The organism is Methylocystis sp. NC52PC, from assembly GCF_055698645.1.
Map to the genome: position 1 here is coordinate 2,585,118 of NZ_CP170127.1, position 24,771 is coordinate 2,609,888.

At 64.7% G+C, this 24,771-nt stretch carries 26 protein-coding genes; 23 read left to right on the top strand and 3 right to left on the bottom strand.

The genetic code is table 11. The features are described 5' to 3' along the window. Positions 1-42 precede the first annotated feature (42 nt). Entirely contained in the window at positions 43-252 is a 210-nt protein-coding gene (locus tag ACETII_RS14430; protein WP_472785967.1) for a hypothetical protein, read from the bottom strand. Between the two features lie 85 nt (positions 253-337). Between ACETII_RS14430 and ACETII_RS14435 the strand changes: the two genes are divergently transcribed. The 21 genes from ACETII_RS14435 (at position 338) to ACETII_RS14535 (ending at position 21,511) form a co-directional block, all read left to right on the top strand. Then, positions 338-1,396 carry an RluA family pseudouridine synthase gene (locus ACETII_RS14435; protein ID WP_472785968.1) on the top strand — a complete coding sequence of 353 codons (1,059 nt, stop codon included), beginning with the start codon at positions 338-340 and terminating at the stop codon, positions 1,394-1,396. Between the two features lie 117 nt (positions 1,397-1,513). After that, the gene (locus tag ACETII_RS14440) at positions 1,514-2,335 is read left to right on the top strand and encodes an ATP12 family chaperone protein (RefSeq protein ID WP_472785969.1); all 822 of its coding nucleotides are present in this window, start codon (positions 1,514-1,516) and stop codon (positions 2,333-2,335) included. Between the two features lie 183 nt (positions 2,336-2,518). Then, on the top strand, positions 2,519-2,884 hold the full coding sequence (locus ACETII_RS14445; protein ID WP_363346957.1) for an NADH-quinone oxidoreductase subunit A: 366 nt from the start codon (positions 2,519-2,521) through the stop codon (positions 2,882-2,884). Next, positions 2,875-3,459 (top strand): NuoB/complex I 20 kDa subunit family protein, encoded by a 585-nt coding sequence (locus ACETII_RS14450; RefSeq protein WP_363346959.1) that lies wholly within the window; start codon positions 2,875-2,877, stop codon positions 3,457-3,459. The genes ACETII_RS14445 and ACETII_RS14450 overlap by 10 nt, the downstream gene beginning before the upstream one ends. Positions 3,460-3,527: 68 nt before the next feature. Next, positions 3,528-4,130: an NADH-quinone oxidoreductase subunit C gene (locus ACETII_RS14455; protein WP_363346961.1), complete on the top strand. Its 603-nt coding sequence runs from the start codon at positions 3,528-3,530 to the stop codon at positions 4,128-4,130. Positions 4,131-4,141: 11 nt separating this feature from the next. Further along, positions 4,142-5,362: an NADH-quinone oxidoreductase subunit D gene (locus ACETII_RS14460; RefSeq protein WP_472785970.1), complete on the top strand. Its 1,221-nt coding sequence runs from the start codon at positions 4,142-4,144 to the stop codon at positions 5,360-5,362. Then, positions 5,362-5,970 carry an NADH-quinone oxidoreductase subunit NuoE gene (gene nuoE, locus ACETII_RS14465; RefSeq protein WP_472785971.1) on the top strand — a complete coding sequence of 203 codons (609 nt, stop codon included), beginning with the start codon at positions 5,362-5,364 and terminating at the stop codon, positions 5,968-5,970. The genes ACETII_RS14460 and nuoE overlap by 1 nt, the downstream gene beginning before the upstream one ends. 18 nt (positions 5,971-5,988) lie before the next feature. Further along, positions 5,989-7,293 (top strand): NADH-quinone oxidoreductase subunit NuoF, encoded by a 1,305-nt coding sequence (gene nuoF / locus ACETII_RS14470; protein ID WP_363346964.1) that lies wholly within the window; start codon positions 5,989-5,991, stop codon positions 7,291-7,293. 37 nt (positions 7,294-7,330) lie between these two features. Next, on the top strand, positions 7,331-9,391 hold the full coding sequence (nuoG, locus tag ACETII_RS14475; protein ID WP_472785972.1) for an NADH-quinone oxidoreductase subunit NuoG: 2,061 nt from the start codon (positions 7,331-7,333) through the stop codon (positions 9,389-9,391). A gap of 31 nt (positions 9,392-9,422) precedes the next feature. Then, positions 9,423-10,445 (top strand): NADH-quinone oxidoreductase subunit NuoH, encoded by a 1,023-nt coding sequence (gene nuoH, locus ACETII_RS14480; protein WP_405044884.1) that lies wholly within the window; start codon positions 9,423-9,425, stop codon positions 10,443-10,445. Between the two features lie 9 nt (positions 10,446-10,454). Further along, complete coding sequence (nuoI, locus tag ACETII_RS14485) at positions 10,455-10,943, top strand: NADH-quinone oxidoreductase subunit NuoI (protein WP_363346970.1); 489 nt, start codon at positions 10,455-10,457, stop codon at positions 10,941-10,943. 55 nt (positions 10,944-10,998) lie between these two features. Then, entirely contained in the window at positions 10,999-11,601 is a 603-nt protein-coding gene (locus ACETII_RS14490; RefSeq protein WP_363346971.1) for an NADH-quinone oxidoreductase subunit J, read from the top strand. A gap of 13 nt (positions 11,602-11,614) precedes the next feature. Beyond that, positions 11,615-11,923 carry an NADH-quinone oxidoreductase subunit NuoK gene (gene nuoK, locus ACETII_RS14495; protein ID WP_036287502.1) on the top strand — a complete coding sequence of 103 codons (309 nt, stop codon included), beginning with the start codon at positions 11,615-11,617 and terminating at the stop codon, positions 11,921-11,923. Positions 11,924-11,932: 9 nt separating this feature from the next. Then, positions 11,933-14,035 carry an NADH-quinone oxidoreductase subunit L gene (nuoL, locus tag ACETII_RS14500; RefSeq protein WP_472785973.1) on the top strand — a complete coding sequence of 701 codons (2,103 nt, stop codon included), beginning with the start codon at positions 11,933-11,935 and terminating at the stop codon, positions 14,033-14,035. Continuing rightward, the gene (locus ACETII_RS14505; RefSeq protein ID WP_472785974.1) at positions 14,035-15,543 is read left to right on the top strand and encodes an NADH-quinone oxidoreductase subunit M; all 1,509 of its coding nucleotides are present in this window, start codon (positions 14,035-14,037) and stop codon (positions 15,541-15,543) included. Before nuoL ends, ACETII_RS14505 begins: the two co-directional genes overlap by 1 nt. Positions 15,544-15,556: 13 nt before the next feature. Further along, positions 15,557-16,993 (top strand): NADH-quinone oxidoreductase subunit NuoN, encoded by a 1,437-nt coding sequence (gene nuoN, locus ACETII_RS14510; RefSeq protein ID WP_472785975.1) that lies wholly within the window; start codon positions 15,557-15,559, stop codon positions 16,991-16,993. Positions 16,994-17,006: 13 nt separating this feature from the next. Continuing rightward, positions 17,007-17,783 (top strand): biotin--[acetyl-CoA-carboxylase] ligase, encoded by a 777-nt coding sequence (locus tag ACETII_RS14515; protein WP_472785976.1) that lies wholly within the window; start codon positions 17,007-17,009, stop codon positions 17,781-17,783. Next, on the top strand, positions 17,780-19,453 hold the full coding sequence (locus ACETII_RS14520) for a ribonuclease J (protein ID WP_363346982.1): 1,674 nt from the start codon (positions 17,780-17,782) through the stop codon (positions 19,451-19,453). The genes ACETII_RS14515 and ACETII_RS14520 overlap by 4 nt, the downstream gene beginning before the upstream one ends. A gap of 63 nt (positions 19,454-19,516) precedes the next feature. Next, entirely contained in the window at positions 19,517-20,662 is a 1,146-nt protein-coding gene (locus ACETII_RS14525; RefSeq protein WP_472785977.1) for a DNA cytosine methyltransferase, read from the top strand. A gap of 15 nt (positions 20,663-20,677) precedes the next feature. Next, complete coding sequence (locus tag ACETII_RS14530) at positions 20,678-21,088, top strand: very short patch repair endonuclease (protein ID WP_363346986.1); 411 nt, start codon at positions 20,678-20,680, stop codon at positions 21,086-21,088. 117 nt (positions 21,089-21,205) lie between these two features. After that, on the top strand, positions 21,206-21,511 hold the full coding sequence (locus ACETII_RS14535; RefSeq protein WP_472785978.1) for a hypothetical protein: 306 nt from the start codon (positions 21,206-21,208) through the stop codon (positions 21,509-21,511). Positions 21,512-21,568: 57 nt separating this feature from the next. On the opposite strand, the gene efp is transcribed toward ACETII_RS14535, so the two are convergent. Continuing rightward, complete coding sequence (gene efp, locus ACETII_RS14540; protein WP_363346990.1) at positions 21,569-22,138, bottom strand: elongation factor P; 570 nt, start codon at positions 22,136-22,138, stop codon at positions 21,569-21,571. Between the two features lie 168 nt (positions 22,139-22,306). Between efp and epmA the strand changes: the two genes are divergently transcribed. Next, the gene (epmA, locus tag ACETII_RS14545; RefSeq protein WP_472785979.1) at positions 22,307-23,344 is read left to right on the top strand and encodes an EF-P lysine aminoacylase EpmA; all 1,038 of its coding nucleotides are present in this window, start codon (positions 22,307-22,309) and stop codon (positions 23,342-23,344) included. A gap of 3 nt (positions 23,345-23,347) precedes the next feature. Here the strand turns inward: epmA and ACETII_RS14550 are convergent, their stop codons facing one another. Next, a complete protein-coding gene (locus ACETII_RS14550) occupies positions 23,348-23,551 on the bottom strand; it encodes a hypothetical protein (RefSeq protein WP_363346994.1) in 204 nt (67 codons plus the stop codon). 169 nt (positions 23,552-23,720) lie between these two features. On the opposite strand from ACETII_RS14550, the gene ACETII_RS14555 reads away from it, so the two are divergent. Continuing rightward, complete coding sequence (locus tag ACETII_RS14555) at positions 23,721-24,770, top strand: lysine-2,3-aminomutase-like protein (protein WP_472785980.1); 1,050 nt, start codon at positions 23,721-23,723, stop codon at positions 24,768-24,770. Position 24,771: the final 1 nt, after the last annotated feature.

Genomic DNA, 24,771 nt, shown 5'->3' on the forward strand with positions numbered 1-24,771 from the left:
ACCGGAGGCGGCGCGATGGGGGAAGAGCGGGGCTGACGCGCCCTATATGCGGGTCCGGCGCGCCCACAAGAGCGCGGCGGTCATCCCGAACGCGGCTCCAACCGGGCCGGTCACGAAGGCGCCGGTCATAACGGCTTCCAAGGCCAGGTCATGTGTGTTGCCGGAGAAGACGTCGACCAGCAGGGCGCCGCCGACCGCGCCGGCGAGGTAGCCCATGATAAGTCCGGCAATCGCCGCGAGCGCCTTGTGCATCCGATTTCCTCGCCATCGACAATAGGGCGGGCTTTGGGCCATAAGGCGGCATGCCGTTATTTCTCACCGCGAAGCGAGACGCCGCATGAGCGCGCCCGAGACCAAAGGCGTGGGCGTAACCACGACGACCGTCACCGAGGACGAGGCGGGGATGCGCGTCGACCGCTGGTTCAAGCGACGCTACCCCACGCTCGCCCTGTCCCATCTCGCCAAAATATGCCGCAAGGGCGAGGTGCGCGTCGACGGCAAACGCGTCGAGACCTCCTCCCGGCTGGAGATGGGCCAGAAGGTCCGCGTGCCGCCGCTCAAGATCGAGCCGCCCGCGAGCCCGGCCGTCAAGCGCGCGGCGCCCGAGGACGTCGCGGCGATTCGGGCGATGACTTTGTTCGAAGACAAGGACTTGATGGTGCTCAACAAGCCCTTCGGCCTCGCGACGCAGGGCGGCTCCGGCCAGAAACGCCATATCGACGGCATGCTGGAAGCGTTGGCCAAGGGCGATTCGCGCCCGGTCCTGGTTCACCGCCTGGACCGCGACACGTCCGGCGTGCTGCTCGTAGCCAAGAGTCGGCGCATGGCGGCGGATCTCGGCGAGATTTTTCGCTCTCGGCAGGCGAAGAAGATCTACTGGGCGTTGGTCGAGGGCGTGCCCAAGCCGTCGCAGGGCCGGATTTCGCTCTACCTCGCCAAAGGGCCCGGCATGGAGAAAACCCGCGGGGCCGGGCGCGATCTGGAAAAGATGCGGATCGCCAAACATGGCGACGCCGACGCCCAGCATTCGCTGACCTATTACGCCATCGTCGACAAAGTGGCGCCGCGCTGCGCCTGGCTGTCGATGAAGCCCTTGACCGGCCGCACGCATCAGCTGCGCGCCCATGCCGAGGCGATCGGCCACCCGATCTTCGGCGATCCGAAATATGGCCACCGCCCCGAGGACGACGTGCGCCGCCGCGACCCGCTGCGCGCCATGCCGGAGGGGCTCGAGCGCAAGCTCCATTTGCTGGCGCGGCGGCTCGTTCTGCCGCACCCGAAGGGCGGGACGCTGGACGTGACCGCCCCGCTGCCCGAGCATATGCAAAAGAGCTGGGACCTCTTCGGCTTCGATTTGAAACACTATGACCCGATCGAGGATGCGCCCGACGCGTGAGGACGTCCCGGTTCGCTGAGCCGCGTCATGGCCGACTTCAGGCCGGGAGTGGACGCCCTCAACGAGCGCGGACATGGCGCGGTCGGGCCCCCGACCCTCGCTTCCAGGAGCTGAGAAATGCCCCAAGACCCAACCGGCTTCGACGCCGACTTCTTCGTCCCCGAGAGCGAGCGCGACCCGGTGAAGGCGGCGCGCGACCCCGCGCGGCCGTTGCCGAAGCGCTTCTACAAGGAGGCGACCGTCGGCGCGGAGGCGAACGGCTTCTCAATTCTGCTCGACGGGCGCCCGGTGAATACGCCGGCCAAGCGCCGGCTGGTCGTGCCGTCGCGCCCGCTCGCCGAGGCCATGGCCGCGGAATGGGCCGCGCAGGGGGAGACGATCGACCCGGCGAGCATGCCGCTCACCCGTCTGGTGAATACGGCGCTCGACGGCGTCGCGCAGCAAATGGCCGACGTCGAGGCCGAACTCGTCAGATACGCGGGCTCCGACATGCTCTGCTACCGCGCCGGGGAGCCGGAGAGCCTTGTTGCGGCGCAGTCGGCCGCCTGGGACCCGCTGCTCGCCTTCGCCCGCGACAAGCTCGGCGCAAGGCTGGCGCTGGCGGAAGGGGTGATGTTTACGGCGCAGCCCGAAGAATCGGTCGCCGCGCTCGGTCGCGCCGTGCGCGCCTTTGTCGGCGAGGGGCAGGGGGCCCCGCTGCGGCTCGCGGCGCTGCACGTCATGACGACGCTGACCGGCTCGCTGATTCTCGCGCTCGCCAAGGCATTGAATGAAATAGACCTTGCGACGGCCTGGGGGGCCGCCCATATCGACGAGGACTTTCAGATGCGGGCCTGGGGCGCCGACCCTGAGGCGCTGGCGCGCCGGGAGGCGCGGTTCGCCGAGATGACGGCGGCCGCCTTCCTTGCGGACACCGTCGCGGAAGGCCGGGAGCCGTAAGCCGCCGCTGGCGCGCCCCAACCCTGCGACGAAATCGACATAACTGCGGACCAGCCGTCCTTGTCTCTTGCTTTGCACAAGGGGCTTTGTTACGGAACCCGCGGCCTGGAGCTTTTCTAAGGTGGAGCTCCCAAGAAAGCGGCCCTCGCCCCGCCGCACCGTCGGACCGACCGGACACGACCCATGCCGATGCTGCTCGAACAATACATGCCGCTGGTGATTTTCATCGCGCTCTCCGCGATCATCTCCGGCGCGCTGCTCGTCGCGCCCTTCCTGCTCGCCTTCAAGGCGCCCGACCCGGAGAAGCTCTCCGCCTATGAGTGCGGCTTCAATCCGTTCAACGATTCGCGCATGAAATTCGACGTGCGCTTCTATCTCGTGTCGCTGCTCTTCATCGTGTTCGATCTCGAAGTGGCCTTTCTCTTCCCCTGGGCCGTCGCCTTCAAGGAGGCCGGGGCCTTCGGTTTCTGGTCGATGATGGTTTTCCTCGGCGTGCTGACCGTCGGATTCGTCTATGAGTGGCGCAAGGGAGCGCTGGAATGGGATTGATCACGAACCAGGGCGGGACGCTCGTCGCCCCGCAGCCGAAGGGCCTCATCGATCCGCGCACCGGCAAGCCGGTGGGCTCGGACGACCCGTTCTTTTTGCAGATCAACGAAGAGCTCGCCGACAAGGGCTTCTTCGTCACGGCGACGGACGACGTCATCAACTGGGCGCGCACGGGCTCGCTGATGTGGATGACCTTCGGCCTCGCCTGCTGCGCGGTGGAGATGATCCAGGCGGCCATGCCGCGCTACGATCTCGAGCGCTTCGGCTTCGCGCCGCGCGCGAGCCCACGCCAGTCGGACTGCATCATCATCGCCGGCACGCTGACCAACAAGATGGCCCCGGCGCTGCGTAAGGTCTATGACCAGATGCCGGAGCCTCGCTACGTCATCTCCATGGGCTCCTGCGCCAATGGCGGCGGCTATTACCACTATTCCTATTCGGTGGTGCGCGGCTGCGACCGCGTGATTCCCGTCGACGTGTACGTTCCGGGCTGCCCGCCGTCGGCGGAGGCGCTGGTCTACGGCATGCTGCTGTTGCAGAAGAAGATCCGCCGCACGGGCACGATCGAGCGGTGAGTGTTTCCCTCTTCCCGCGGGCGGGAAGAGGGCGCGTGGCGACGCGCGGGCTTAAGGGAAAGTGACGGATGTCGGCTGAACTGGAAACTCTCGGCGCGCGGATCAGCGGCGCTCTTCCCGGCGCGGTCACGGGCGCGAAGGTCGCTTACGGCGAACTCACGCTCACCATTGCGCGTGACCGCTGGATCGACGTCGCAACCTATCTGCGCGACGATCCGGAATGCCTCTTCGTCAATTTCATCGACGTGACGGCGGCGGATTATCCCGAGCGCGACGAGCGCTTCGAGGTCGTGGCGCATTTTCAGTCGCCGAAACACAATCGCCGCATCCGCATCAAGACGCCGGCGGCCGAAGAGACGCCCGTCGCCTCGCTGGTCCCGCTCTTTCCCGGCGCCGACTGGTACGAGCGCGAGACCTACGATCTGTTCGGCGTGATCTTCTCGGGCCATCCGGACCTGCGCCGCATCATGACCGACTATGGCTTCGACGGCCATCCGCTGCGCAAGGACTTCCCGATGACGGGCTATGTCGAGGTGCGCTACGACGACGAGCGCAAGCGCGTCGTCTATGAGCCCGTGCGCCTCCAGCAGGAATACCGCAACTTCGATTTCCTCTCGCCGTGGGAGGGCGTGCAATACGACCTGCCCGGCGACGAGAAGGCGAGCAAGTGAGCGCGTCGCAGATGAACGATCTAACAGCCGCCCCCGCTAAGCCCGAATCCCAGGGTCTGCGCAACTTCAACATCAACTTCGGCCCGCAGCATCCGGCCGCGCACGGCGTTCTGCGCCTGATCCTCGAACTCGACGGCGAAGTCGTCGAGCGCGTCGATCCGCATGTAGGCTTCCTGCATCGCGGCACCGAGAAGCTGATGGAGGCGCGCACCTATCTGCAGAACGTGCCTTACTTCGATCGGCTCGACTATTGCGCGCCGATGAATCAGGAGCACGCATTCTGCCTCGCGATCGAGCGCCTGCTCGACGTGGAAGTTCCGCGCCGCGGTCAGCTCATTCGCGTTCTCTACGCCGAGATCGGCCGCCTGCTGTCGCATCTCCTGAATGTCACCTCGCAGGCGATGGACGTCGGCGCGCTGACCCCGCCGCTGTGGGGCTACGAAGAGCGCGAAAAGCTCATGGTGTTCTATGAGCGCGCTTCCGGCGCGCGCATGCACGCCAATTATTTCCGTCCGGGCGGCGTCGCGCGCGATCTGCCCGACCAGCTCGTCGAGGACATCGGCGCCTTCTGCGATCCCTTCCTCAAGGTCTGCGACGATCTCGAAGAGCTCTTCATCGAGAACCGCATCTTCAAGCAGCGCAACGTCGACATCGGCGTGATTTCGCTCGAAGACGCATGGAAGTGGGGCTTTTCGGGCGTCATGGTGCGCGGCTCCGGCGCCGCCTGGGATCTGCGCAAGGCGCAGCCCTACGAGTGCTATGAGGAGATGGAATTCGACATCCCCGTAGGCAAGAACGGCGACTGCTACGACCGCGCGGTGATCCGCATGGAGGAGATGCGGCAGTCGACCTACATCATGAAGCAGTGCGTCGAGAAGCTCATGCGCGCCGACGGCCGTGGCCCCGTGCTCACGCCCAACCACAAGATCACGCAGCCCTCGCGCGGCGAGATGAAGCGCTCCATGGAGGCGCTCATCCATCACTTCAAGCTTTTCACCGAAGGCTTCCACGTGCCGGCCGGCGAGGTCTATGCGGCGGTCGAAGCCCCCAAGGGCGAATTCGGCGTCTATCTGGTGTCGGACGGCGGCGACAAGCCGTATCGCTGCAAGATCCGCGCGCCGGGCTTCGCGCATCTCGCGTCCATGGATTTCATGTGTAAGGGCCACATGCTCGCCGACGTCTCGGCGATCCTCGGCTCGCTCGATATCGTCTTCGGGGAGGTCGATCGCTAATGTCCGTCCGTCGTCTCGCCGAGAACCAGCCCGAGAACTTCGAGTTCACGCCTGAAAACAAGGCCTGGCTCGAAAAGCAGATCGCCAAATATCCCGACGGCCGTCAGGCCTCCGCGGTCGTGCCGGCCCTGTGGCAGGCGCAGAAGCAGAACGATTACTGGCTGCCGCAGAAGGCGATCGAGAAGGTCGCTGAAACGTTGGGCATGCCGAAGATCCGCGTGCTCGAGGTCGCGACCTTCTACACGATGTTCAACCTCGAGCCGGTTGGCAAATTCTACATCCAGCTGTGCGGCACCACGCCCTGCATGCTGTGCGGCTCGGACGATCTCATCAAGGTCCTCGAACGCCGCGTCGGCCCGCAGCGCAAGGTGACGGCCGACGGCCTGTTCTCCTGGCTCGAAGTCGAATGTCTGGGCGCCTGCTGCAACGCGCCCATGGTGCAGATCAATGACGATTACTACGAAGACCTCACCGCCGAGAGCTTCGAGAAGCTGCTCGACGATCTCGCCGCCGGCCGCCCGGTGAAGACCGGCTCCCAAAAGGGCCGCGTTTCCTCGGAGCCCGAGGGCGGGCTGACGAGCCTCACCTCGCTCTACAGCCAGAAATAAGCGGAGGGGAAAGACATCATGCTCTCCGATTCAGATCGCATTTTTACAAATCTTTACGGCCTCGGCGACCGGTCGCTGGCGGGCGCCCGGGCGCGCGGCCAGTGGGACAACACCAAGGCGCTGCTCGCCAGGGGCCGCGACAAGATCATCGAAGAGGTGAAGGCGTCGGGCCTGCGCGGCCGCGGCGGCGCCGGCTTCTCGACGGGCCTCAAATGGTCCTTCATGCCCAAGGACGTCGACCCCAAGCGCCCGCATTATCTCGTCATCAACGCCGACGAGTCGGAGCCCGGCACCTGCAAAGACCGCGAGATCATGCGCAACGACCCGCATACGCTGGTCGAGGGCGCGCTGGTCGCGAGCTACGCCATGGGCGCGCACGCCTGCTATATTTACGTCCGCGGCGAATTCATCGCGGAGCGCGTCGCGCTGCAGAAGGCGGTCGACGAGGCCTATGAGGCCAACCTCATCGGCAAGAACAACGTCCACGGCTATCCATTCGACCTCTACGTCCATCATGGCGCCGGCGCTTACATCTGCGGCGAGGAGACGGCGCTGATCGAGAGCCTCGAAGGCAAGAAGGGCATGCCGCGCCTGAAGCCGCCGTTCCCGGCCAATGTCGGCCTTTACGGCTGCCCGACGACGGTGAACAACGTCGAATCGATTGCGGTCGTCCCCACCATCCTGCGGCGCGGCCCGGCCTGGTTTGCCGGCATCGGCAAGCCCAACAACACTGGCACCAAGCTCTTTTCGATTTCCGGCCACGTCAACCGGCCCTGTAATGTCGAAGAGGCGATGTCGATCTCTTTCCGCGAATTGATCGACGCCCATTGCGGCGGCGTCCGCGGCGGTTGGGACAATCTCCTCGCGGTCATTCCGGGCGGCTCGTCGGTGCGCTGCGTGCCGGCGCATCAGATCATCGATTGCCCGATGGACTTCGACAGCCTGGTGAAGCTCGGCTCGGGCCTCGGCACGGCGGCGGTGATCGTCATGGACAAGTCCACGGACATCATCCGCGCTATCGCCCGCCTCGCCTATTTCTACAAGCACGAGAGCTGCGGCCAGTGCACGCCCTGCCGCGAAGGCACCGGCTGGATGTATCGCGTCGTGCAGCGCATGGTCGAAGGCCGCGCCCACAAAAAAGAGATCGATATGCTTTTCGACGTGTCGAAGCAGATCGAGGGCCACACCATTTGCGCGCTCGGCGACGCCGCCGCCTGGCCGATCCAGGGCCTCATCGCGCATTTCCGCGACGTGATCGAGCAACGCATCGATCAATATTCGGCCAATCCGCATCCGGAGCCCGTGCGCGAGGCGGCGGAATGATCATGAACAAGCGCATTACGACTTCGGAGAGAGCGAAGTGACAAAGATTCTCGTCGACGGCGTCGAAGTGGACGTTCCGGGAGAGTTCACGCTTCTCCAGGCTTGCGAGCAGGCGGGCGCCGAGGTGCCGCGCTTCTGCTATCACGAGCGCCTGTCCATCGCCGGCAATTGCCGCATGTGCCTCGTCGAGGTAAAGGGCGGTCCGCCCAAGCCGCAGGCCTCCTGCGCCATGTCGGTCAAGGATCTGCGTCCCGGCCCGAACGGCGCGCCGCCGGAAGTCTTCACCAAATCGCCCATGGTGAAGAAGGCGCGCGAAGGCGTGATGGAGTTTCTGCTCGTCAACCATCCGCTCGACTGCCCGATCTGCGATCAGGGCGGCGAATGCGATCTTCAGGATCAGGCGCTGGCCTTCGGCGGCGACTCGTCGCGTTTCCATGAAAACAAGCGCGCCGTCGAGGACAAATATATCGGCGTTCTCGTCAAGACCGAGATGAACCGCTGCATCCACTGCACGCGTTGCGTCCGCTTCACCGCCGAAGTCGCGGGCACGGGCGACATGGGCGCCATCGGCCGCGGCGAGGATATGGAGATTACGACTTACCTCGAAAGCGCGATGACCTCGGAGCTTCAGGGCAATGTCGCCGATCTCTGCCCGGTTGGCGCGCTGCTGCCGAAGCCGCAGAGCTTCCGCGCGCGTCCGTGGGAATATCAGAAGACCGAGACCGTCGACGTCATGGACGCGCTCGGCTCGGCGATCCGCGTCGACTCGCGCGGCCGCGAAGTGATCCGCATTCTGCCGCGCGTCAACGACCTCGTGAACGAGGAATGGATCTCAGACAAGACGCGCCAGATTGTCGACGGTCTGAAGACGCAGCGTCTGGATCGCCCCTATGTGCGCGAGAACGGCCGGCTGCGTCCGGCGACGTGGCAGGAGGCCTTCGCCGCCATCGCCGCGAAGCGCAAGACGACGGCGCCCGCGCGGACTGGCGCGATTGTTGGCGACCTTGCGGCGGTCGAAGAGACCTTTGCGCTGAAGCTGCTCATGCAGCAGCTGGGTTCGCCCAATCTGGACTGCCGGCAGGACGGGGCCAAGCTCGATCCGAAATTCGGCCGCGCGTCGTATCTTTTCAATGCGACTGTCGCCGGCATCGATCACGCGGACGCGCTGCTCATCATCGGCGCTAATCCGCGCAAGGAGTCGCCCGTTCTCAACGCCCGCATCCGCAAGCGCTGGCTGAAAGGCGACTTCAAGATTTCCGTCATCGGCGAGAAGGCGGATCTCACCTACGACTACGATTACCTCGGCGCGGGCGCGGACTCGCTGCTGCGATTCATTCAGGAAGGCAAGCCCGTCGGCAAGCTTCTGGTGATCGTGGGGCAGGGCGCCATTTCGCGTCCCGACGGCGACGCCATTCTGGCGCTTGCCGCCCAGGCTGCGCAGAAGCTCGGGGGCGTCGGCGACGGCTGGAACGGCTTCTCCATCCTGCATACGGCGGCGTCGCGCGTCGGCGCGCTCGATCTCGGCTTCACGCCGGGCGCCGGCGGCCTGGACGCCGAGGCCATGGCCAAGGCGGGGGCGCTCGATCTGCTGTTCAACCTCGGCGCCGATGAGATCGCGATCGCCCCGGGCGCCTTCGTCGTCTACATCGGCACGCATGGCGACCGCGGCGCGCATCGCGCGGACGTGATCCTGCCTGGCGCCGCCTATACCGAGAAGTCGGGTCTCTACGTCAATACGGAGGGCCGCGTGCAGCTTGCGTCGCGCGTCGTCTTCCCGCCGGGCGAGGCCCGCGAAGACTGGGCGATCCTGCGCGCGCTGTCGGCGGTCCTGGGGCAGGCGCTGCCCTTCGACTCGCTTGCAGAATTGCGCAAGAAGCTCGTCCTGGAGCACCCGCATTTCGCGCGCATCGACCAGATCGAGGCCGGCCAGGCGGGCGATATCGGCAAGCTCGCCAATCATCCCGCGGTCGCCATGAAGGACCCCTTCGTTGCGGCGATCGGCGATTTCTATCTCACCAATCCGATCGCGCGCGCCTCGGCGGTCATGGCGGAATGCTCGGCCCTCGCGCAGGGCCGGCTGAAGCAGGCGGCGGAATAGGAGCGATCACGTGTCAGAAGCCTGGAACGCCATAACGGCCTATCTCGCGGAAAGCCCCGTTCTGCTCGCGATCATCAAGAGCGTGCTGATCGCGGTCGTGCTGCTGATCTATGTGGCCTACGTCATTCTGGCGGACCGCAAGATCTGGGCGGCCGTGCAGCTGCGCCGCGGTCCGAACGTCGTCGGCCCCTGGGGACTGCTGCAGAGCTTCGCCGACTTCATCAAGTTCGCGCTGAAGGAGCCGGTGATTCCGGACACGGCGAACAAGGGCGTCTTCCTGTTCGCGCCCTTCATCATGGCGACGCTCTCCATCGCCGCCTGGGCGGTGATGCCGGTTGCGGACGGCTGGGTCGTCGGCGACATCAATGTCGGCATTCTTTATATTTTCGCCCTGTCGTCGCTCGGCGTTTATGGCGTCATCATGGGCGGCTGGGCGTCGAACTCGAAATACCCCTTCCTGTCGGCGCTGCGTTCGGCGGCGCAGATGGTGTCGTACGAAGTCTCCATCGGCTTCGTCATCATCACCGTGCTGCTCTGCGCCGGGTCGCTGAATCTGACGGAGATCGTGCGGGCGCAGGACACGCCCTATGGCATGGCCGGCTGGTATTGGCTGCGCCTGTTCCCGATGTTCATCATCTTCTTCGTTTCGGCGCTCGCTGAAACGAACCGACCGCCCTTCGACCTCGTCGAAGCCGAGTCCGAGCTCGTCGCGGGCTTCATGATCGAATATTCGGCGACGCCTTACGTGCTGTTCATGCTCGCCGAATATGTCGCGATCTGCACCATGTGCGCGCTGCTGACGATCCTGTTCTTCGGCGGCTGGCTGCCGCCGGCCAACATCGCGCCCTTCACCTGGGTGCCGGGCGTGATCTGGTTCATCCTGAAGGTCAGCTTCTTCTTCTTCTTCTTCGCCATGGTGAAGGCCTTCGTCCCGCGCTACCGCTACGATCAGCTGATGCGTCTGGGCTGGAAGGTCTTCCTGCCGATCTCGCTGGCCATGGTGATTATCGTCGCCGCCGTGCTGCAGTTTGGCGGCGGAGCTGTCGCGAGCTAAGGGCCCGTCATGAGACTAGACCAAGCCGCCAAGTCGCTTTTCCTCTCCGAGTTCGTCGGCGCCTTCCTGCTGTCGATGCGCTACTTCTTCAAGCCGAAGGCGACGATCAACTATCCGCACGAGCGCAATCCGCAGTCGCCGCGGTTCCGCGGCGAGCACGCGCTGCGCCGCTATCCCAATGGCGAGGAGCGATGCATCGCCTGCAAGCTCTGCGAGGCGATCTGCCCCGCGCAGGCGATCACCATCGAGGCCGGCCCGCGCCGCAACGACGGCACCCGCCGGACGACGCGCTACGACATCGACATGGTGAAGTGCATCTATTGCGGCTATTGCCAGGAGGCCTGCCCGGTCGACGCCATCGTCGAGGGGCCGAACCAGGAATTTGCGACGGAAACGCGCGAGGAGCTCTATTACACCAAGGAGCGCCTGCTCGAAAACGGCGCCCGCTGGGAACGCGAGATCGCGCGCAACATCGCGCTGGATTCGCCCTACCGGTAACAAACGAACGCGAGCCGCGGCTCACGCCGCGCGCTCAATACGAGAGGATGAGGCCGTGGCGGCTGTATTTTTCTACATCTTCGCGACGATCATGATCGCGTCGGCCAGCGTGGTGATCTTCGCCCGCAATCCGGTGCATTCGGTGCTGTTTCTCATCCTCGCCTTCTGCAACGGCGCGGGTCTCTTCCTGCTCGCGGGCGCGGAATTCCTGGCCATGATCTTGATCGTGGTCTATGTCGGCGCCGTGGCGGTGCTGTTCCTCTTCGTCGTCATGATGCTCGACGTGGACTTCGCCGAGCTCAAGCAGGGCTTCGCCAAATATCTGCCGGTTGGCGCCGCCGTTGGCGTCGTCGTGCTCGCCGAACTCGGCATGGTCGCGGTCGGCTGGCAACCAGCCGAGAATGCGAAGGCTTTGCTGGAGACGCCGATCGCCGCCAATGTCTCCAACACGGCGGCGCTGGGGCAGGTGCTCTATACAAAATACGTGATCTTCTTCCAGGCGTCGGCGCTGGTTCTGCTCACCGCCATGATCGGCGCAATCGTGCTGACGCTGCATCACAAGCCCAACGTCAAGCGCCAGAAGATCGACGAACAGAACGCGCGCAACCGCAAGAACGTGATCGAGATCAAGAAGGTCCCGTTCCGGACCGGCGTCTAACGAGGAAGCTTACATGACCATCGGCCTCACGCATTACCTCGTCGTCGCCGCGATCCTGTTCACGCTCGGCGTCGCCGGCATCATTCTCAACAGGAAGAACATCATCGTCATCCTCATGTCGGTGGAGTTGATCCTTCTGTCGGTGAACCTGAACTTCGTCGCCTTCTCGCAGTCGCTCGGCGATCTCGTCGGCCAGGTGTTCGCGCTCTTCGTGCTCACCGTCGCCGCTGCGGAGGCCGCCATCGGCCTCGCGATCCTCGTCGCCTTCTATCGCAACCGCGGCACCATCGCGGTCGAAGACATCAATTCCTTGAAGGGCTGATCCAAAGCGATGATCCAAGCAATCGTCTTCCTGCCGCTGCTCGGCTTCCTGATCGCTGGCGCCTTCGGGCGGAAGATCGGGCCGCGCCCTTCGGAGCTCGTCACGACGGGCCTGCTCTTCGCCTCGGCCGCGATGTCGTGGATCGTCTTCTTCGACGTGGCGCTGGGTCATAATCACGGCTTCACGCCGGTTCTCGGCAATTGGATGACCGTCGGCGCCCTCAAGGTCGACTGGGCGTTGCGCGTCGATACGCTGACGGCCGTCATGCTGGTCGTCGTCACCACCGTGTCGAGCCTCGTGCATCTCTATTCGGTCGGATACATGCACGAAGATCCGTCGCGGCCGCGCTTCTTCGCCTATCTGTCGCTCTTCACCTTCGCCATGCTGATGCTGGTGACGGCCGATAATCTGGTGCAGATGTTCTTTGGCTGGGAGGGGGTCGGTCTCGCCTCCTATCTGCTCATCGGCTTCTGGTACGAAAAGCCCTCGGCCTGCGCCGCCGCGATCAAGGCCTTCGTCGTCAACCGCGTCGGCGATTTCGGCTTCGCGCTCGGCATCTTCCTCGTCTTTCAGCTCACGCAGTCGCTGAGCTTCAACGAAGTTTTCGCCGCGGTTCCGGGCCTCGAGGGCAAGCCGATTCATGTTTTCGGCCTCGACGTCGACGCGCTGACGATCGCCGCCTTCCTGCTGTTCATCGGCGCGATGGGCAAATCGGCGCAGTTCTTCCTGCACACCTGGCTTCCGGACGCGATGGAGGGCCCGACGCCGGTCTCCGCGCTCATCCACGCCGCCACCATGGTGACCGCCGGCGTATTCATGGTGGCGCGGCTGTCGCCGATCTTCGAACATGCGCCCGCCGCGCTCGAATTCGTGACGCTGATCGGCGCGGTCACCGCCTTCTTCGCGGCGACGGTCGGCCTCGTCCAAAACGACATCAAGCGCGTGATCGCCTATTCGACCTGTTCGCAGCTCGGCTATATGTTCGTCGCCGAAGGCGTCGGGGCCTATTCCCTCGGCATCTTCCACCTGTTCACCCACGCCTTCTTCAAGGCCCTGCTGTTCCTGGGCGCCGGCTCGGTGATCCATGCGATGCACCATGAGCAGGACATGCGCAACATGGGCGGGCTGCGCAAGGACATCCCCTTCACCTTCGCCATGATGACGATCGGCACGCTGGCGCTCACCGGCTTCGGCATCCCGCACACCGAGATCGGCACCGCCGGCTTCTTCTCGAAGGACGGGATCATCGAAGCAGCCTATGCCGCGGGCGAGCACAGCACGGCGGCATGGCTCGGCTTCGTCTCGACGGTGGTCGCGGCCGGTCTGACGTCCTTCTATTCCTGGCGTCTCGTGTTCATGACCTTCTTCGGTCACCGCGCGACCCATGAGATCCCGGAGAGTCACGCGGAAGACGAGCCGACCGCAGCCGCCCTCGCTCATGCCCAGGGCGCGGATAGCCACGCCCATGCGCATCACGACGACCATGCGCATCACGACGACCATGCGCATCAAGACGACCACGGCCATCATGGCCATGGCGATCATGCGCCGCACGAGTCGCCGGTCGTCATGTTGATCCCGCTCGCCGTTCTGGCGCTCGGCGCCATCGGCGCAGGCTATCTCTTCGAGCCCTATTTCGCCGGCCACGACTACAATGAATTCTGGAAGGGCGCGCTGTTTACGGGCGAGCACAACCACATTCTCCATGCCCGTCACGAGATCCCGGGCTGGGTCGGCTTTGCGCCGTCGGCGATGATGGCGCTCGGCTTCCTCGTCGCGCTTTACGTCTACATTCTCGCGCCCGGCACGGCGCGGAAGCTGGCGGAAGCGCTGCCGCGCCTCTACCGGTTCCTGCTCAACAAGTGGTATTTCGACGAGCTCTATGACGCCATCTTCGTGCGGCCCGCCTTCAAGATCGGGCGGCTGTTCTGGAAGGGCGGCGACGGCGCCATCATCGACGGGCTCGGCCCTGACGGCGTCGCCGCGCGCGTGGCCGACGGCGCGCGCATCGCGGTGCGCCTGCAGACGGGATACATCTACAACTATGCTTTCGCCATGCTGATCGGCGTCGCCGCCATCGTCACTTGGTTCGTCGCCGGAGGGCTTCGCTGATGTTCGGGTTCGGCATTCTATCCGGCCTTACCTTTCTGCCGCTGGTTGGCGCCGCGTTCCTGCTGACGCAGCGAGGCGAGGATGAAGCGACGCTGCGCAATATCCGCTGGGCGACGCTTTTGACGACGCTCGCGACCTTTGCGCTCTCCCTCTATGTCTGGATGGGCTTCGATCCGTCGAACGCCGCCTTCCAGTTCGTCGAGGAGAAGAACTGGTTCGGCTCTGGGCTGAGCTACAAGATGGGCGTCGACGGCTTCTCCATGCCGCTGCTGCTGCTCACGACCTTCGTCATGCCCTTCGCGATCCTGGCGTCCTTCGAGTCGGTCACGAAGCGCGTGCAGGAATATATGATCGCTTTCCTCGTGCTCGAGACGCTGATGATCGGCGTGTTCTGCGCGCTGGATCTCGTGCTGTTCTACCTCTTCTTCGAGGGCGGCCTAATTCCGATGTTCCTCATCATCGGCATCTGGGGCGGCAAGCGCCGCGTCTATGCGAGCTTCAAGTTCTTTCTCTACACGCTCGCCGGTTCGCTGCTCATGCTCATCGCGATCCTTGCGATGTACAATCAGGCGCACACCACCGACATCACGGTGCTGCTCAAGACCGATTTCCCCAAGGAAATGCAGACCTGGCTGTGGCTCGCCTTCTTCGCCTCTTTCGCGGTGAAGATGCCGATGTGGCCGGTGCACACCTGGCTCCCTGACGCGCACGTCGAGGCGCCGACGGCAGGCTCGGTGATCCTGGCGGCGATCCTTCTGAAGATGGGCGGCTACGGCTTCATCCGCTTCTCGCTGCCGATGTTCCCCGACGCGTCGGTCTCCTTCGCGCCGCTGGTCTATGCGATGTCGGTCATCGCCATCGTCTACACCTCACTCGTGGCGCTGGTGCAGGAAGACATCAAGAAGCTCATCGCCTATTCGTCGGTCGCTCACATGGGCTATGTGACCATGGGCCTCTTCACGATGAATCCGCAGGGCGTGCAGGGCGCGATGTTCCAGATGATCTCGCACGGCTTCGTGTCGGGCGCGCTCTTCCTTTGCGTCGGCGTCATCTACGACCGCATGCACACCCGCGAGATCGCCGCCTATGGCGGGCTCGTCAACCGCATGCCGATCTACGCCTTCGTCTTTATGCTCTTCACCATGGCCAATGTCGGCCTGCCGGGCACGACGGGGTTCATCGGCGAGTTCCTTTCGCTCGCTGGAGCGTTCAAGGCCAATAGCTGGGTGGCGCTTTTCGCGACGAGCGGCGTCATCTTCTCGGCGGCCTATGCGCTCTATCTCTACCGCCGCGTCGTCTTCGGCGCGCTGGAGAAGGCGAGCCTGAAGGACATGGTGGACCTCACGCCCCGCGAGATCGCGATTTTCGCCCCCCTCGTGCTGCTGACGGTCTACTACGGCGTGCTGCCGGGGCAGATCCTGGCCTCGACGCAAGCGTCGGTCGACAATCTCATCCAATCGCATACGGCGCTGCTCGATGCGGTGAAGCTCGCCGCCGCCGGCCACTGACGGACAGCCTCAAATGTCTTTCCTCGCAGAACTCGCGCTTCACTTCCTTCCCGAGCTCATCCTCGCCGTCGGCGTGATGGTCCTGATCCTCATTGGCGCCTGGCGCGGCGAGCGCGGCTTCAGCCTCGTCGACGAAATGGCGGTCGGGGTTCTCGGCCTTGCCTTGCTCGCCATCGTGCTCTCCACCAAGGGGGGAGATACGGCGGTCTTCGACGGCGCCTTTATCGACGACGCCTTTTCGCGCTTCGTGAAGGCCCTGACGCTCATCGGCGCCATGGCGTCGATCCTGATGTCCGTCGACTGGCTGCAACGCAACGGCCTCGAGAAGTTCGAATATCCGGTCCTAGTGATCCTTTCGACGCTCGGCATGATGCTGCTGATCTCGGCTGACAACCTGATCGCGCTCTATCTCGGCCTCGAACTGATGTCGCTCGCGCTTTATGTGATGGCGGCCTTCGCGCGCGACGACGGACGCGCCTCCGAGGCTGGCCTGAAGTATTTTGTGCTCGGCGCGCTTTCTTCCGGCATGATGCTCTATGGCTCGTCGCTGCTCTATGGCTTTTCCGGCACCGTGTCCTTTGAAGGCATCGCCCAGGCGGTGACCAATTCGCCGCCGGTCGGCGTGATCTTCGGCCTTGTCTTCGTGCTTGCGGGCCTCGCCTTCAAAATGTCGGCTGCGCCGTTCCATATGTGGACGCCCGACGTCTACGAGGGCGCGCCGACCCCGGTCACGGCCTTCTTCGCCTCGGCCGCTAAGATGGCCGCCGTCGCCATCACCGTCCGCGTGGTGATCACCGCTTTCCCGGCGATCACCGTGCAATGGCGGCAGATCATCGTGTTTCTGGCCATCGCCTCGACGCTGCTCGGCTCCTTCGCCGCCATCGGCCAGAACAACATCAAGCGCCTGATGGCCTATTCCTCGATCGGCCACATGGGCTTCGCGCTCATCGGCCTCGCGGCCGGAAATGAGGCGGGCGTGAAGGGCGTGATCATTTATCTCGCCGTCTATCTGGTGATGACGCTCGGCTCCTTCGCGGCGATCCTCGCCATGCGCGTCAATGGCAGAAACGTCGAGAACATTGCGGATCTGGCCGGCCTGTCGCGCACCAATGGCGTGATGGCGTTCTTTCTGGCCATGCTGATGTTCTCGCTCGCGGGCATTCCGCCGCTCGCCGGCTTCTTCGCGAAATATTACGTGCTGCTCGCCGCCGTGGACGCCGGCCTCTATCCGCTCGCCGTCATCGGCGTGCTCGCGAGCGCCGTGGCCGCCTTCTATTATCTGCGGGTCGTCAAGGTGATGTATTTCGACGAGCCGGCCCCCGGTTTCGATCGCTCGCCGCTCGCGATTCGCGGCGTGCTCGCGGTCTCCACCATCGCCATGCTTGGCTTCTGGCTCTATCCGGCTCCGCTCATGGACGCCGCGAGCGCCGCCGCCAAGTCGCTGTTCTAAACGAGGCGCGCGCGTGCAATTGGGTCCCATTGCGCGCGCGCGGGGCGTCCGACTTCTGGCGCTCGAGGCGATCGACTCCACCAATGACGAAGCGCGCCGGCTGATCGAGACCGGCGAACGCGGCCCGCTCTGGATCGTCGCCGCGCGGCAGACGAAAGGCCGCGGGCGGCTGGGACGCGAATGGATTTCGCCTCCGGGCAATTTATATGCGAGTTTCATTTTCGGGGATTTTTCGCAGACCCGCCTCGCGCCGGAACTGGGTTTCGTCACAGGCGTCGCTGTCGTCAGAGCCCTGCGGGCGACAGCCGGGCAGAGAGATTTCAAATTGAAATGGCCGAACGACATGCTTTTTGACGGCGCCAAGCTCGGCGGAATTCTCCTCGAGGGCGTCGGCGCGGGCGTTGCGCCCCTCGCCATTATCGGCGTTGGCCTCAACGTGTCTCAGGCGCCGGAGGATATGCCTTATCCTGCGCGCGCGCTCGCCGCCCTCGGCGCGGCGGCGCCATCCGCGGGCGCCGTCTTCGCCGCGTTCTCGGACGCGCTCTGCGAGGCGCTCGACCTTTGGCAGGGCGGCGAAGGGTTTGCGGCGATCCGCGATGAATGGCTGCGCTCGGCGTCGGGGCTCGGGGAAACCATCCGGGTCGCGCTGACGTCGGAGATCGTCGAAGGTCGCTTTGAAACGATCGACGCTGCGGGGCGGCTCGTGCTGGAGACGGCCGACGGGCGCCGGGTCATCGAAGCGGGAGACGTGCTCATTGGCCCGCGCGCGGCCCAAGGAGCGCGCGCATGACCGCGACCGCCGAAGCAAATTTCGTTTTCGTCCCCTTCGGCGGCGTCGGCGAGATCGGGATGAATCTCGCCCTTTACGGCTATGGGCCGCCGCGGGCGCGCAAATGGCTGATGGTCGATTGCGGTTTGGGCTTTCCGGGCGCCGACCTTCCGGGCATCGACGTGGTTTTCCCGGACATCGCCTTCGTCGAGAAAATCGCCAGGGATCTCGTCGCCATCTGCATTACCCATGCGCATGAGGACCATATCGGCGCGCTGGCGACGCTCTGGCCCAAGCTGAAGTGCAAGGTTTATGCGACGCCCTTCGCGGCGGGGCTTCTCGAGGTGCGACGGCTGAACGAACCGGGCGCGCCGAAGATCGATATTCTCACTGTGCAGGCCGGCGCCGTTCTCGACCTCGAGCCGTTCACGGTCGAATATATCGCCGTGGCGCATTCCATCCCGGAGGCCAATGCGCTGGCCATTCGCACGCCGCTCGGCACGGCGCTGCACACGGGCGATTGGAAGATCGACCCCGAGCCCGGCGTCGGCAATCGCATCGACGAGGCGCGGCTGCGCGCGCTCGGCGACGAGGGCGTCGACGTTCTCATCTGCGACTCGACCAATATCCTGCGCGAAGGCGACAGTTTCTCGGAGAGCGACGTCGCCCGCGTGCTGAAGCCGCTCATTGCCGAGGCGCCGGGCCGCGTGCTGGTGACGACCTTCGCCTCCAACGTCTCGCGCCTGCGCGCGATCGCCGAGGCGGCGCAAGCGTGCGGCCGGACGGTCGTCGTCGCCGGACGCGCCATGGATCGCGTCGTACAGGTCGCGCGCGACTGCGGTTTTCTCGACGGACTGCCGGGTTTTCACGCGCCGGAGATGCTCCCGAATCTGCCGCGCGAGAAAACCGTCGTCATCGCCACGGGCAGCCAGGGGGAGCCGCGCGCCGCCATGATGCGCGCCTCGCAAAATGATCATCCCTCGATCAAGCTCGTCTCCGGCGATCGCGTGATCTTCTCCTCGCGCACCATCCCCGGCAATGCGCGCGAGGTGCATCGCGTCATCAATAATCTCTGCAATCTGGGCGTCGAGGTCATTACCGACCACGACCATCTGGTGCATTGCTCGGGCCATCCGCGCCGCGGCGAGGTGCGGCAGATGTATGAGTGGGTGCGCCCGAAAAGCGCCGTGCCCGTGCATGGCGAGGCCCATCATCTCACCCAGCATGTCGCCTTCGCGAAATCCTGCGGGGTGGCGCATGTGGTCTCCGCCCGCGACGGCCACATGGTGCAGCTCCTGCCGGGGCCGCCCGCCATCATCGATGAAGTGCCGCATGGCCGCCTGCTCAAGGATGGCGACGTCGTCGTCAAGGAAGACGACGGGGCGGTGCGCGAACGTAACAAGCTGGCCTTTGCGGGCGTCGTGTCCATCGCGCTGGCCGTCGACAAAAAAGGCGAGCTCGTCGGCGATCCGGACGTCGTCTTCGCCGGCGTGCCAAAGAAAGGCAAGTTCGGCGAAGAGATGGGCGAGGTCATCGACGAGGCGCTGTTCGCGACCTTCGAAGGCCTCCCGCGCGCCCGCCGCCGCGACCCCGACTCGGTGTCGACCGCGATCGAGCGCTCGGTGCGCGGCGCGGTGAGCTCGGTGTGGGGCAAGAAGCCGATCGTGCATGTGATGGTGGTCTCGGCCTGATCGCCTGCGTTTGGGTTTTTCAGCCCAAGGGCTAAACTGCGCCCGAGACAGACGAGTCGGGGCATGAGCGGCAAACCGGGCTTTTACGAATTCTTCGCCGGCGGCGGCATGGCGCGCGCCGGGCTCGGGCCGGGCTGGACCTGCCTGTTCGCCAATGACTTCGACGCGAAGAAAGCCGCGAGCTATCGCCTCAATTGGGGGGACGAAGCGCTGCATGTCGGGGACGTGGCCAAGGTCACGACCGAACAGTTGCCGGGGCAGGCCGATCTCGTCTGGGCGTCTTTCCCTTGTCAGGATCTCTCGCTCGCGGGGGCGGGGGCGGGGCTCAAGGGCGAGCGCTCGGGAACGTTCTGGCCGTTTTGGGGACTGATGACGGCGCTGCGCGCCGAGGGCCGGGGACCCAAGACCATCGTTCTCGAAAATGTCTGCGGGGCGCTGACCTCCCATAAGGGGAAAGATTTCCAGTCGATTTGCGCGGCGCTTGCCGAAGCGGGCTATCGCTTCGGCGCGCTCGTTATCGACGCCACGCTGTTTCTTCCGCAATCGCGGCCCAGGTTGTTCATCATCGCCGTGCGCGACGACGTGGCGATCCCCGCCGCGTTGACGGGCCATGCGCCAAAGCCGCCCTTCCACACGAAGGCGCTGCAAACGGCTCATGCGCATCTGGACGCCAGGCTAAGGGGCGCCTGGTTGTGGTGGCGCCTTCCAGAGCCGCCGATGCGAAACACGAGGCTTCTGGAGATCATCGAAGATGCGCCTGCCGATGTGTCGTGGCATAGCGCGGCGGAGACGCGCGCCCTCATCGGGATGATGAGCGAGGTCAATCTGGCGAAGATCGAGGAGGCCAAGCGCGCGGGTCGTCGAATGGTGGGGACGCTCTATCGGCGCACGCGTTATCAGTCGGGCGAGAAGCTCCAGCGGGCGGAGGCGCGTTTCGACGATATTGCGGGCTGCCTGCGCACCCCGGCGGGCGGCTCCAGCCGGCAGTTCGTGCTGCTGGTCGAGGCGGGCAAAGTGCGTTCACGGCTCATGTCGGGGCGCGAGACCGCGCGGCTGATGGGACTTGCTGACGAGTACGCGTTGCCCCGGACGTATAACCAGACTTATCATCTGACGGGAGACGGAGTCGCCGTCCCAGTCGTGCGGCACATTGCGGCGCATTTGATCGAACCCTTGCTCCACCCCAGCGTCGCGCGGGAAGCGGCGTAGATCTGCGCTGTGACAATGGCGGCCAAGGAAACCCCCGCCCAACGATCTGCCGTCATGCGCGCGGTGAAATCGCGCGACACCTCGCCCGAACGCGCCGTGCGCAAGTTGTTGCGCGCTTTTGCCCCCGGTTACCGGCTGCATCGAAAGGACGTTCCGGGGAACCCGGACATCGCTTATCTCGGGCGCAAACAGGCGATCTTCGTGCACGGCTGTTTCTGGCATGGACACGACTGCGCACGCGGGGCGCGCATGCCGAAGGCCAACGCCGAGTATTGGCGCGCCAAGATCGCGCGCAATCGCGCCCGCGACGCGGCGCATGGCGCGCGTCTGGCTGAACTCGGCTGGCGCGCGCTCACCGTCTGGGAATGCGAATTGAAAGACAAAGGCGCGTTGGAAAAGAAGCTGCGCGCCTTCCTGCGCGCCTGAAGGCGTAAAATTTGAATGTTTCCCTGCGATCGACCTTAACGCTGCGCGCCGATTACTCGGGCGGCGCGGCGCGCGCGTTGCTATGGTTCGCGCAACCTGATGGCAGGAGTGGAGGCCATGTTCGTTTTGGCTTTGACCTCATTTGGAGTCAGCCAGAGATTGCTGACTTATTCGCGCATGTCCGACGCGCTGGCGCGGGCGGCCATGACGCCGTCGACGGAGGCGGACAAAGCGCAGATTTATAAAGTGCCGAGCGTCGACGATAAGCACGCAGACCCGTCGATCGCCGGTTTGAGCAGAGGCGTGTTCGTTGGCGCAGTCGACAACACGCAGCTCGATCCGATCGAAGAGGCGCGCGGCGCGCAGACGGCGAAAGCGCAGCTCCTGGCCGCGATGGCGCCGGTCATGCTGAACGAGGAATGAAAGAGCCGCCGGGCCATGAGGCGCGGCGGCTTATCAGAAGGCCGAAAAGAGGCGCCTTTAGTCCTTGGCGCGCTCGACGTAGCTGCCGTCTTCCGTCTGGATGACGACGCGCGTGCCGCTCTGAATATGCGGCGGGACCATCACGCGAGCGCCGTTCGAGAGCTTCGCGGGCTTGTAAGAGGATGACGCCGTCTGGCCCTTCATGGCAGGCTCCGTCTCGACGATCTCGAGCGTCACGCGCTGCGGCAGTTGGATCGCAACCGCCTGGCCGTTGAACATGGAGAGGATGCACTGCATCCCTTCCTGCAGCCACTGCGCCTGATCGCCGATCGCGTCCGCCGGCACTGCGACCTGCTCGTAGCTCGCCTGGTTCATGAAGTGATAGCCGTCGTCGTCATTGTAGAGGAAGCTGTAGTCCTGATCCTCGACGAAAGCGCGCTCGACCTGCTCCGTGGTCTTGTAGCGGTCGGAGACCTTCACGCCGTCCGAGAGGCGGCGCATGTCGATCTGGGTCGTCGGCGTGCCCTTGCCGGGAAAAAAGCTTTCGGCGGTCAAAACGACGTAGAGCTGCCCATCCTCACGCTCAATAATGTTGCCCTTGCGAATCGAGCTGGCGATGACTTTCACAGGTTCGGTTCCTTCATTGCCGGCGGCCGCGCCGGCTCGCGTTCATTGCCGGCCACGGCCGGGCTGGTCTATGAACGGGGTAAGACCATATTTCGCGCGCCTCGGCAAATCCCGCCGCAAGCAGCACGATCGCATTTTGTCGCGACCGGGACGCGCTCGGGAGGCTTCATGACGCTCGCTTCGCCCTGGTGGGCACGGGATGTTTACGCCGATCGCAAGCCTTTTCTCAAGGCGCGCGGCGCGATAACGGCGGCCACGCGGCGATTTTTCGCGGCCGAAGGCTTTACCGAGGTGGAAACGGCAGCGTTGCAGATCTCGCCTGGCAACGAGACCCACCTTTCCGCCTTTGCGACCGAACTGATTGGTCAGGACGGCGCGAGGAGCCGCCTCTACCTCCACACTTCGCCGGAATTTTCCTGCAAGAAACTGCTCGCCGCAGGCGAAGAGCGGATTTTTGCTCTCGCCCGCGTGTTCCGGAACCGCGAACGCTCGGCCCTTCACCATCCCGAATTCACCATGCTCGAATGGTATCGGGCCGGCGAGCCGACGCTGCGGCTCTATGAAGATTGCGCCGGGCTCCTCGCCGCCGCGGCGCGCGCGGCCGGAGTGAGCGATTTCACTTGGCGCGGGCGCGTCTGCGATCCCTTCGCGGAGCCCGAGATCGTCACTGTTTGCGAGGCTTTCGCCGCGCATGCGAGTATCGATCTCGAGGCTTTGCTGGGCGACCGCGACGGGCTTGCCCGGGCGGCCGCGCGGGATGGGATCCGCGTCTCGGAAGACGACAGCTGGTCGGATCTGTTCAGCAAGATTTTGTCCGAAAAAGTCGAAGGCCGGCTGGGCGGCGAGCGGCCGACGATTCTGACCGATTATCCCGTCAGCGAAGCGGCGCTGGCGCGCGTCAGCGACGACGATCCGCGCTTTGCTGACCGGTTCGAGCTTTATATCTGCGGCGTCGAAGTCGCGAACGGCTTCGGCGAGCTGACCGACCCCGAGGAGCAGCGTCGCCGCTTCGAAGCGCAAATGATTGAGAAAGCCAGGGTTTACGGCGAGCGCTACCCGATCGACGAGGATTTCCTGAGGGCGCTGGCCGCGATGCCGGCGGCGTCGGGCGCAGCGCTCGGATTCGACCGGCTGGTCATGTTGGCGACCGGCGCCGAGCGCATCGAGCAAGTGCTTTGGTGCCCCGTCGCGGAACAGGGCAGTTGACGCTCAGCGGTGAAGCAGCATCACCAGCGGCACGACGCCGGCAACCGCCACGATGACGCAGGCGAGCCACACGGCCTCCAGATACGCCACGAAGGCCGACGGGTGAATTGCCGCGCTCGAATTCTGCCGCTCGATCATGAGATTTGCTGGGTTTCGGACGCGCATCCGTCGCGGCGCCGGGTTGGAGGTGAAAGAGTCGAATGTCATGGCCTGTCGCCTTTGTACTAACAGAGACTAAATATCACAGGTCAATCGGTGTTTTTTGGAATTAAACAACGCAGTTTTTCTGTTGTTTAGAGAGGTGGAGAAAGGGCCGGATTGTCATTAAGAGGCTTGGGGTCACGAAGCGCCCCGCCGGCGCATCGGCCTTGGGCGAATGACGACGAAAACCCTCCGCTCCCTTTCAGATCTTGAAGCCGCCGGCCTGCTGACCTCTGTCGGGAAAGAGGATTTGCGCGCGGTCGCGGCGCGCTACAGCGTCGCCGTGACGGCCGAGGTTGCGGGGCTGGTCGACAGCGCCGATCCCGCCGATCCCATCGCCCGTCAATTCCTGCCCGACGCGCGCGAGCTTGTGATCTTGCCGCAAGAGCGCGTCGATCCGATCGGCGACGCGGCGCATAGTCCGGTTTCAGGGATCGTTCACCGTTATCCCGATCGCGTGCTCTTGAAGCTTCTTACTGTCTGTCCGGTCTATTGCCGGTTCTGCTTTCGACGCGAGACGGTGGGACAGGGCAAGGGCGATGTCCTCGGCGACGCCGAGGTCGAGGCGGCGCTCGATTATATCGCCCGCACGCCACAGATTTTTGAGGTCATCCTCACCGGCGGCGATCCGCTGATGCTCTCGGCGCGCCGATTATCGGCCGTCGCGCGCCGGCTTGCCGAGATCTCGCATGTCGCCGTTTTGCGCGTGCACAGCCGCGCGCCGACGGCGGCGCCCGATCTCGTCACGCCGGAGCGTCTCGCGGCGCTGAACGAAAGCGGCAAGGCGCTTTACGTCGCGCTGCACGTCAATCACGAGCGGGAACTGTCCGCCGCCGCTCGTGCGGCGATCTTGCGCCTGCGGGCGGCGGGCGCGACGCTCCTCTCCCAGACCGTGCTGCTCGCCGGAGTGAACGACGACCCCGACGTCCTGGAACGGCTGATGCGCGCTCTATTAAGGGTGGGCGTCAAGCCCTATTACCTGCATCACCCGGACCTCGCCCCCGGCACGCGCCATTTTCGCCTCAATATTGAGGCAGGAAAGCGTCTTCACGCCGAGCTTGCGCGCCGGATGACGGGGATCGGCGCGCCGGCCTATGTGCTCGACATTCCCGGCGGCTTCGGCAAGACGCCGGTCGCGGGGATGGAGCCGGATGGGGCTGGCGGTTGGCGCGTGACGGACCGCGCCGGACGCGTGCATGTCTACCGGGACGACGTCCAGGCTTAGC

Coding starts and splice junctions, on each gene's coding strand:
- ACETII_RS14430 (WP_472785967.1), bottom strand. CDS start 252: ATGCACAAGGCGCTCGCGGCGATTGCCGGACTTATCATGGGCTACCTC.
- ACETII_RS14435 (WP_472785968.1), top strand. CDS start 338: ATGAGCGCGCCCGAGACCAAAGGCGTGGGCGTAACCACGACGACCGTC.
- ACETII_RS14440 (WP_472785969.1), top strand. CDS start 1,514: ATGCCCCAAGACCCAACCGGCTTCGACGCCGACTTCTTCGTCCCCGAG.
- ACETII_RS14445 (WP_363346957.1), top strand. CDS start 2,519: ATGCCGATGCTGCTCGAACAATACATGCCGCTGGTGATTTTCATCGCG.
- ACETII_RS14450 (WP_363346959.1), top strand. CDS start 2,875: ATGGGATTGATCACGAACCAGGGCGGGACGCTCGTCGCCCCGCAGCCG.
- ACETII_RS14455 (WP_363346961.1), top strand. CDS start 3,528: ATGTCGGCTGAACTGGAAACTCTCGGCGCGCGGATCAGCGGCGCTCTT.
- ACETII_RS14460 (WP_472785970.1), top strand. CDS start 4,142: ATGAACGATCTAACAGCCGCCCCCGCTAAGCCCGAATCCCAGGGTCTG.
- nuoE (WP_472785971.1), top strand. CDS start 5,362: ATGTCCGTCCGTCGTCTCGCCGAGAACCAGCCCGAGAACTTCGAGTTC.
- nuoF (WP_363346964.1), top strand. CDS start 5,989: ATGCTCTCCGATTCAGATCGCATTTTTACAAATCTTTACGGCCTCGGC.
- nuoI (WP_363346970.1), top strand. CDS start 10,455: ATGAGACTAGACCAAGCCGCCAAGTCGCTTTTCCTCTCCGAGTTCGTC.
- nuoK (WP_036287502.1), top strand. CDS start 11,615: ATGACCATCGGCCTCACGCATTACCTCGTCGTCGCCGCGATCCTGTTC.
- nuoL (WP_472785973.1), top strand. CDS start 11,933: ATGATCCAAGCAATCGTCTTCCTGCCGCTGCTCGGCTTCCTGATCGCT.
- ACETII_RS14505 (WP_472785974.1), top strand. CDS start 14,035: ATGTTCGGGTTCGGCATTCTATCCGGCCTTACCTTTCTGCCGCTGGTT.
- nuoN (WP_472785975.1), top strand. CDS start 15,557: ATGTCTTTCCTCGCAGAACTCGCGCTTCACTTCCTTCCCGAGCTCATC.
- ACETII_RS14520 (WP_363346982.1), top strand. CDS start 17,780: ATGACCGCGACCGCCGAAGCAAATTTCGTTTTCGTCCCCTTCGGCGGC.
- ACETII_RS14525 (WP_472785977.1), top strand. CDS start 19,517: ATGAGCGGCAAACCGGGCTTTTACGAATTCTTCGCCGGCGGCGGCATG.
- ACETII_RS14530 (WP_363346986.1), top strand. CDS start 20,678: ATGGCGGCCAAGGAAACCCCCGCCCAACGATCTGCCGTCATGCGCGCG.
- ACETII_RS14535 (WP_472785978.1), top strand. CDS start 21,206: ATGTTCGTTTTGGCTTTGACCTCATTTGGAGTCAGCCAGAGATTGCTG.
- epmA (WP_472785979.1), top strand. CDS start 22,307: ATGACGCTCGCTTCGCCCTGGTGGGCACGGGATGTTTACGCCGATCGC.
- ACETII_RS14550 (WP_363346994.1), bottom strand. CDS start 23,551: ATGACATTCGACTCTTTCACCTCCAACCCGGCGCCGCGACGGATGCGC.
- ACETII_RS14555 (WP_472785980.1), top strand. CDS start 23,721: ATGACGACGAAAACCCTCCGCTCCCTTTCAGATCTTGAAGCCGCCGGC.